This window comes from Actinomycetota bacterium (genome assembly GCA_028698215.1).
Classification (GTDB): domain Bacteria; phylum Actinomycetota; class Humimicrobiia; order Humimicrobiales; family Humimicrobiaceae; genus Halolacustris.
The window spans coordinates 21,610-27,854 of sequence record JAQVDY010000020.1 but is presented as its reverse complement, the minus strand read 5'-3'; the positions used below and the strand labels follow the sequence as shown (position 1 = coordinate 27,854).

5 protein-coding genes and 1 tRNA gene are annotated in these 6,245 nt (G+C 42.7%); all 6 read right to left on the bottom strand.

Annotation, left to right across the window (positions count from 1 at the left end):
- Positions 1–422: 422 nt before the first annotated feature.
- The 6 genes from PHN32_06710 to PHN32_06685 all read right to left on the bottom strand — a co-directional run bounded on the left by PHN32_06710 (position 423) and on the right by PHN32_06685 (position 6,199).
- Positions 423–511 (bottom strand) — tRNA-Leu (locus PHN32_06710).
- 68 nt (positions 512–579) lie between these two features.
- On the bottom strand, positions 580–2,277 hold the full coding sequence (locus PHN32_06705; protein ID MDD3777279.1) for an ABC transporter substrate-binding protein: 1,698 nt from the start codon (positions 2,275–2,277) through the stop codon (positions 580–582).
- Between the two features lie 28 nt (positions 2,278–2,305).
- Positions 2,306–3,313: a dipeptide ABC transporter ATP-binding protein gene (locus tag PHN32_06700; GenBank protein ID MDD3777278.1), complete on the bottom strand. Its 1,008-nt coding sequence runs from the start codon at positions 3,311–3,313 to the stop codon at positions 2,306–2,308.
- On the bottom strand, positions 3,310–4,317 hold the full coding sequence (locus PHN32_06695) for an ABC transporter ATP-binding protein (GenBank protein ID MDD3777277.1): 1,008 nt from the start codon (positions 4,315–4,317) through the stop codon (positions 3,310–3,312). Before PHN32_06695 ends, PHN32_06700 begins: the two co-directional genes overlap by 4 nt.
- Before the next feature lie 6 nt (positions 4,318–4,323).
- A complete protein-coding gene (locus PHN32_06690; GenBank protein ID MDD3777276.1) occupies positions 4,324–5,238 on the bottom strand; it encodes an ABC transporter permease in 915 nt (304 codons plus the stop codon).
- 16 nt (positions 5,239–5,254) lie between these two features.
- Positions 5,255–6,199 carry an ABC transporter permease gene (locus PHN32_06685; GenBank protein ID MDD3777275.1) on the bottom strand — a complete coding sequence of 315 codons (945 nt, stop codon included), beginning with the start codon at positions 6,197–6,199 and terminating at the stop codon, positions 5,255–5,257.
- Between the last annotated feature and the right edge of the window lie 46 nt (positions 6,200–6,245).

The following is a 6,245-nucleotide window of genomic DNA, read 5'->3' as shown; positions in this document are numbered from 1 at the left end:
CGCTATTGACAATCATATAGGATCTGTTGTATATTAAATTTACTGCTTAGAACAGTAGGCAACTTTTGGTTATTGTTAGCATTTACAAGCGAAAGCAAGTAAATATCAATTTTAACCAGAAAGTCCTTAGAAAAGTTTTAAGTGGTAACCCCGGGGTGTTCGGTAACCTAAGGCGAAAGCTAAGGTGAAAGATAAACTGGGGTTTTTTTATATAGTCTTGCGACCTTAAACCATTCAAATATAGCATATACGCGTATTTACATAATTTAGTATATTTTCCAGTATCACTTTTATAGAGAGTGTAGCAAAATGGGCTTGTTGCTTAAGGCTTTTGAAAACTACAGGTTGCGAGCGAGAGTGTTATGCTGTTAGGTAACGGGTTGCCCCGGTTGTTGGTGAAGAGCCTATTGATGAGTCTACTATGGTGTCGGAAGGGGGACTTGAACCCCCACGAACTAAAGCGTTCACAAGGCCCTCAACCTTGCGCGTCTACCAATTCCGCCATTCCGACATAGAGGCCAACTATCATATTCTAAAAACATTCAACATGGTTGTCAATAATCCTGTTAACTCCCTTAATCAGCTTTTAGGTTTCTGGCTAAAAGCCAAATGCTCCCACAGGTTCCCCTTCTCCACTATAAGGTTAATCTCATCATTTTCTTCAATTTCCTGTACCAGGTCAAGATCAAAAGGTATACTAAGGATATCTATATCTCCAGCTTTTAGAGCACTTATAAGGTTATTGATATCAGAATTAAACACGAACTTTATATATTTGATTCCCGGTTGAGAACCGTTAAAATACTCATTAGCTTCCAGTAATATATAATTTCCCCTGGACCACCCTGCCAATTTATAAGGCCCGTTGGCAAAAGTAAAATTCTCAAACTGGTTTAAATCCTGCCCGTATTCTTCCAGGTCACTTGCCGGCATCAATATATTAAACAATCCCTGCCAGCCTTCAGGAAGCTGATTAAATACAATATTAAACTTGCTGTCATCAATTATTTCAATATTCTCTATAATCCCATAATTTAAATTATTTGCAGCTGCTGTCCCGCTATCCTTTACTGCCAGCCAGGTTTGGTATACATCCTGGCTGGTAATAGGGCTGCCGTCTTCCCAGTAAATATTATCCTTTAGCTGTACATTAACCATTTGATTAGCAGTGTTTAGCTGTAAATTTTCCATTAATTTATAGTTTTCAACCAGCTTATTATCATACCCGCCGCTACTATTATTGCTCCAAAGCCCATTAAACAGAACCTCATTAAGGTACCTATTCATTAAAGTATTGGCGGTAAATGGATTAATAGAAGCCGGTTCTTCCCCATAACCTACCACTACAGTTTCTTCCTCTTCTGAGTCTATGAACCAGTTTTCCATATCTGCCAGCACGCTGCCGTTTTCCAGGTTGATGGTAATCCCCTCGATCCTTTGGTTATGCGCTACTACATAAAGACGGCTAAACAAAGGCAAAATAGCTGCATCGGCAGCTAATTTTTCCTGCAGCTGCCTGTACAGTTCCTGTTTTTTGGGCATATCTTCTGCATAGCTTAATTTAGATAAAATGTCATCTGTATCCTGGCTGCTGTACCAATAAAAATTACTGCAATCCTTGTTTTGCTCGGTTCTTAATGGTGGGATTTTTTCTGAGCTGAAATAGGACTCCAGCTGGGACCCATCATAGTTATAAAGGGCCCATATGCCCATTTCATACTCCCCGTTTTTTACAATATTATTATACCAGTCCTCGGAAGCCTGGTCAGTAATCCATAAATATATTCCAATCTCCCCCAGGTCTTCCTTAATCATTTGGGCTACCTTATTCCGGCAGCTGTTCTCTATGCCCACCCCTATAGTCAGATACAGCGGTTTTTCCTCACTGTAGCCGGCCTTAGCCAGGCTCTGGCGGGCTAGTTCAGGGTCATAGCTGTAAATGTCCCAAGCAGGATAATAGTAAGGGGAACTCTGGTTAAACAAGCTGTTTAAAGGGGTATTGTATTCACCCATTAAGGTTTCTGTTATCTCCTCCCTGTCTATGGCATACAGTATGGCTTTACGTATATTTATATCTGCCAGAGGATTTTGTATTTTCTGCTTGTTTTTAAGCTGGAAGAAAAAATCCTCATTACTGATATCAGAATCAGCCGCCAATACCTGCGGTTCAGCATCCGGGATAGGTTCAGCATTAAGTCCCAGGTCCTCAAACCGGCAGGAAACAGACAGCCATAATATAAACAGCATTATAATTATAGTTATTGTAAATTTTTTCATAATAAGAATCTAAATAAGTTGAACAAGGTTAGCTTATAGGTTGGCCGGCAAAAAAGCAAGCAGCCTTATGTTCCCTGCCATCAGTGGAATAATCCTTTAGCTCCGGCTCCTGCTGGCTGCAAATCTCCTGTGCCAGGGGGCACCGGGGATGGAACCTGCAGCCGCTGGGGGGGTCAATGGGACTGGGAACGTCGCCAGTTAATATTATCCTTTTTCTCTTTTTTTCCAAATCAGGGTCAGGTATGGGCACCGCAGAAAGCAGGCCCATGGTATAAGGGTGAAGGGGATTCTCATACAGATCCTTATCACTGGCCACCTCCACAATCTTACCCAGGTACATAACCCCTATATTCTGGCTAACATGTTTTACTACTGACAGGTCATGGGCTATAAACAGATAGGTTAACCCGAATTCTTTTTGTAAATCGGTCATCAGGTTAAGAATCTGGGCCTGTACGGAAACATCTAAAGCTGAAACCGGTTCGTCACATAAGATTAACTTGGGGCTCAAGGCCAATGCCCTGGCAATTCCTATTCTCTGCCTTTGGCCCCCGCTAAATTCATGGGGATAACGGTTTATATGCTCAGGATTCAATCCTACTACTGACAGCATCTCCTTTACCCGGTTCTTCCGGTATTCATTATCCCCTATCCGGTGTATTTCCATAGGCTCACTGATAATATCCCCGATAGTCATACGGGGAGATAAAGAAGCATAAGGATCCTGAAATATTATTTGTATCTCTTTACGGACATTAAACATCTGTTTCCTGGTTAAGGAAAAAATATCAGTATCATTATAAATCACCTGTCCGCTGGTAGGGCTGGTAAGCCTTAAAATCACCCTGGCTGTAGTAGATTTGCCGCATCCGCTTTCTCCTACCAGGCCAAAAGTCTTACCTTTTTCTATATTAAAACTTATATCATCTACCGCTTTTACCGAACCGGTAGACCTCTGAAGTAAAAAGCCGCTCCTTAAATTAAAGTGTTTCTTTAAATTCTTTACTTGAAGCAAATATTTTTGATTATCGGTCATTTATGCTTGCTCAACTCCCCTTCTAAAAATTCCCTGGACCGGTAACAGGCAACAAAATGCCCTTCCTTTATCTCTTCCAGGGGAGGATACTGGGACCTGCATTCTTCCACTGCATATTTGCACCTGGAGGCAAACACGCATCCCTTAGGTAAATCAATCAAGCTGGGAGGCGTACCTTCTATAGGGCTTAACCTGTCCTTCTTTTTTTCATCCAGGCGGGTAATGGAGCCCATCAGCCCCATGGTATAAGGATGAAGCGGGTTATAAAAAATATTATTTATCTGGGAGAATTCCACCGGTTTTCCCCCATACATAACCATTACCCTCCGGGCATATTTAGCCACTACTCCCAAATCATGGGTAATGATGATGATGGAAGAATCAGTTTTTTCCTTTAATTCATCCATAAGCTCCAGTATCTGGGCCTGGATAGTTACATCCAGGGCAGTAGTGGGCTCATCTGCTATAAGTATGGAAGGGCTGTTGGCCAAAGCCATGGCAATCATAGCTCTTTGCCTCATGCCCCCACTAAATTCATGGGGATAATTAAGCAGCCTGCGCTCCGGTTCAGGTATTCCTACCATTTCCAACAGTTTAATAGCTTCCCTTCTAGCTTCAGCTTTGGGCATCCTGCGGTGGATAATAATGGATTCCATAATCTGGTTCCCAATGGTGTAAACCGGGTTTAAGGAAGTCATGGGATCCTGGAAGATCATGGAAATCCTGTTACCCCTGTATTTCTGAAGCTGCCTTCTACCCATTTTCGCCAGATCTACGCCATCAAAAAGGATTTCCCCCTCTACAATTTTTCCCGGAGGCTGCGGTATCAAACCCAGTATGGAAAGGGCGGTAACACTTTTTCCTGAACCGGTCTCCCCTACTATGCCCAGGGTTTCTCCCTGTTCTAGGTCAAAGCTTACCCCGTCTACTGCTTTTACCACTCCATCATCGGTGTAAAAATAGGTCTTTAAATTTTTTATTTCTAATATGGTATTATTACTCATAATTTATCACTTCATTTTGGGATCAAAAGCATCCCTTAACCCGTCTCCCAACAATACAAATCCCAAAACAGTAAACACTATGGCCAAACCAGGGAAAAACATCATCCAGGGGGCAATATTTATATATTTTAAGGACTCAGACAGCATATAACCCCAGGCAGGGGTGGGAGGCTGAACGCCTAATCCCAAAAAACTCAAAGAAGCTTCCACAATAATGGCAGTTCCTACATTCATGGTACCAAATACAATCATGGGAGCAAAAGCATTAGGAAAAATATGTTTGGTAATAATCCTAAGGTTACTAGCCCCCAGGGCCCGGGCAGCTTCAATATATTCCTTGTTTTTAATAGACAAAATAGAGCCCCTGAACAAGCGGGCAAAAGAAGCCCATCCCAGTATACCAATAGCAATAAAGACATTAATCAGCCCCGGCCCCAGGATAGTCATAATAGCAATAGCGCCCAGCACGTAAGGAAAAGCAAAGAATATATCCGCAATCCTCATGATCACAGTATCGGAAAAACTTCCGAAATAGCCAGCTAAAGCTCCCAGTATAAGGCCTATTACCATGGATATCCCCACTGCCACCACTCCTACCTGGATAGAAACCCTGCTGCCGTATATTACCCTGCTAAAAATATCCCTGCCTAAAATATCAGTACCAAAAATATGTTTAGCGCTGGGGCCCTGGGAGGAATCTTCTTTAATCCTAACCGTAGGGTCATAAGGGGCAATAACCGGGGAAAGAATAGCCATGAGTATTAAAATTATAATAATGGCTAAGCCCAGCATGGCCAGCTTATTCTTCCTCAGCCTTCTCCAGGCATCCTTGTATAGGCTGGACCGGGAATACTTCGATTCCGGTACAATATCCTCGGTCAGTTCCTCTTTTACTTTTTGTTGCTCTTGCTCGTCAAACATGTCCTAAACTGTCTCTCTAAACGTTTATCTCTCTTTTCTCAAACCTTATTCTGGGATCAAGCCAGGCATACACAATATCCACAATAAGGTTTAATACCAAGAATATTATTACCAGTATAAGGGTCCCTCCAATAACTACCGGAGCGTCCCTCTGGAGAATAGCCAAATAAATAGTACGGCCTACTCCCGGCCAGCTAAATACTGTCTCAGTCAATATGGCTCCGCCCATCAAGGCTCCCAGGTCAAGGCCCACCAAGGTAACCACTGGGATAAGCGCATTCTTTAAGGCATGCTTACCTACTACCCTTCTAAAGGAAAGCCCCTTGGCAAAAGCAGTGGTAATATAATCATTAGACATTACTTCCAACATGCTGCTCCTGGTCATTCTAGCCACATAGGCAGTAGAAACAGAGGCCAGGGTTATGGCCGGAAGTATATAATAAATTAAACTGCCGTCCCCCATTCCGGATATGGGAAGCCAATCAAGCCGCAGGCCAAATATTATCTGCAGCATCATTCCCATCCAGAACACCGGGACACAAACCGCCAGAGTAGTAGACACCGTGACCAAGGTGTCCCAAAAACTATATTTTTTAATAGCCGAAATAATACCGGCAAATATACCAATTATTATTTCAATAACTATGGCCACTAAAGCCAGCCGGATAGAATTGGGGTAATGTTCAGCCAAAATGCTGTTCACCGAACGCCGGTAACGGTATGAGGTTCCCAGGTCTCCCTTAGCCAGCTGCCTTATATATCTCCAATACTGAACATAAAGAGGCTTGTCTATGCCCATCTGGGCCCTTAAGTTGGCCAATGCCTGCTCTGTAGCCCCTTTCTGAAGGATAAGGCGGGCAGGGTCTTCGGGAATTATATACATGAGAATAAAAAGAATGAGAGTAACTCCGATAATAACCGGGATTATCTGCAATATACGCCTGATTATATAGTACAGCATTGTCTAACCTGTCCACTTCCTGGTAAGTTATACAGCCTACATTAGC

Excerpts from the sequence above, each read along its gene's own strand:
- PHN32_06695 (MDD3777277.1), bottom strand. The coding sequence starts at position 4,317 with ATGAGTAATAATACCATATTAGAAATAAAAAATTTAAAGACCTATTTT.
- PHN32_06700 (MDD3777278.1), bottom strand. The coding sequence starts at position 3,313 with ATGACCGATAATCAAAAATATTTGCTTCAAGTAAAGAATTTAAAGAAA.
- PHN32_06685 (MDD3777275.1), bottom strand. The coding sequence starts at position 6,199 with ATGCTGTACTATATAATCAGGCGTATATTGCAGATAATCCCGGTTATT.
- PHN32_06690 (MDD3777276.1), bottom strand. The coding sequence starts at position 5,238 with ATGTTTGACGAGCAAGAGCAACAAAAAGTAAAAGAGGAACTGACCGAG.
- PHN32_06705 (MDD3777279.1), bottom strand. The coding sequence starts at position 2,277 with ATGAAAAAATTTACAATAACTATAATTATAATGCTGTTTATATTATGG.